This window comes from Paenibacillus sp. N3.4 (assembly GCF_008017805.1).
GTDB lineage: Bacteria > Bacillota > Bacilli > Paenibacillales > NBRC-103111 > Paenibacillus_E.
Genome location: NZ_VRTT01000188.1, coordinates 1 through 1,546, shown reverse-complemented (window position 1 = coordinate 1,546; position 1,546 = coordinate 1). Strand labels below are relative to the sequence as shown.

The window sequence follows — 1,546 nt, the reverse complement described above, 5'->3', positions numbered from 1 at the left end:
CGGTATGTAATTTCATTTAGCAAGTTTAGTATGAGGTAAATAAAAAGTCAATATCTATCTATTATAAAAATATTACTTGTAATAAGAAGCTGTCAACGGTACAAAAACGCCGGTTGTATAAAAGACATTGATTGTATCGAGTCCTGCAACACTAACCTCAATCGTTTTCAGACCCTCATCGATGGTAACCGTATCTTTTTTCAACAATCTACCCTCTGTATCCTTAATTTCAATCTCTGTATCCTTACCAACTGCAGCAATTTGCAAATATAAGGTTTGGAACTTCTTGTTTGGTTCCAGTGAGAAATTGCTTCCTCCGTTACCCGATGATTTTAGAACTTCAATGTAATCTTTACCTTTATATTTAGTCAAATTCGCGTCTTTGATGGAGGTATAGAAGGTTTGAACCGCATTAACAGGAGTACCTTCAACTTTTTCCCCAAACAATACGCTGTTAGTTGATGCGTCGTAATCAACGGCAACATTCAATGCATTTGCGATTGCTCTAGCAGGCAAATACGTACTTCCGTCATATGTAATTGGGGTTACAACGTTACCTTGCGCATCCAATAACTGAGTGGATTTACCATTTACTTTGACTTTAATATCGTTGTTTAAATACGCCTTAATTTCTTGTAAATTGGCGCCTGCGTAAACACCCACGCTTGTTCCGAAAAGCATAGTAACTCCAATAATAGATACGATTGTTTTTTTCATATGTAATCCTCTCTCCTTCTCTCTTCTGCTTTCTTCTATTATACTCTCATAAATACGCTCTGTATTTAAGAAAGTTCCTGTTTTGAATACTTCTCACCCACCAATGGACATATTTCGTTCATTTGTTTGCCTGCGGATTTAGAATGACGATTTACCGAAGCGTAGACGCCCGCCACAAATACTGTGCCTCCAATTAAATTCCCGATGAACACGGGGATCAGATTTTTTAAACACGCCATCCATGTAGCTTGATTTGCGAATATCGCTGCAGGAATGACAAACATATTGGCAACAACGTGTTGAAATCCAATAGCGACAAAAGCCATCGTAGGAAACCATATCCCTACTATTTTACCTGCATCCTCGTCTGTGCTGTAGGCTAACCAAACTGCCAGTCCAACTAACCAGTTGCAGCCAATACCTGACAGGAGTAACACGGAGAACGGCTCTGTGGTTTTTGCCTGGATAATTGTTGTGAGTTTGGTTAAATAAACGCCGTGTTCGGTTAAACCGACTTGATGCCCGAATACATACGCGACGAACACAGCCCCCAGCAAGTTTGCGATTGTAATGACAGCCAAATTATTTACAACTTGATGAAATTTGATCTTGCCCGAGAAGAAAGCTGCAGGAACCGCCATCATATTCCCGGTTAGGAGCTCGCCACCTGCAATTAATGTGAGTATTAAGCCCAGCGGAAAAACTGCTGCCCCTAGTAGGCTGCCTACGTCACCCCATGGAGCAGGAAAAACAGCACTGACTCTAATGTACAACAAAAAGCCTAAGGAAATATAAGCTCCTCCTAAAAATCCGAGTAGGAGCTGCCTCT

At 40.6% G+C, this 1,546-nt stretch carries 2 protein-coding genes; both read right to left on the bottom strand.

Annotation, left to right across the window (positions count from 1 at the left end):
- Positions 1-72: 72 nt before the first annotated feature.
- Positions 73-717 carry a stalk domain-containing protein gene (locus tag FU659_RS34850; RefSeq protein WP_147951722.1) on the bottom strand — a complete coding sequence of 215 codons (645 nt, stop codon included), beginning with the start codon at positions 715-717 and terminating at the stop codon, positions 73-75.
- 65 nt (positions 718-782) lie between these two features.
- A partial coding sequence (locus tag FU659_RS34845) for a formate/nitrite transporter family protein (RefSeq protein WP_147951721.1) occupies positions 783-1,546 on the bottom strand: 764 nt, incomplete at its 5' end.

What these genes read in the sequence shown, in the direction of transcription:
- FU659_RS34850 (WP_147951722.1), bottom strand. Translation starts at nt 717, where the DNA reads ATGAAAAAAACAATCGTATCTATTATTGGAGTTACTATGCTTTTCGGA.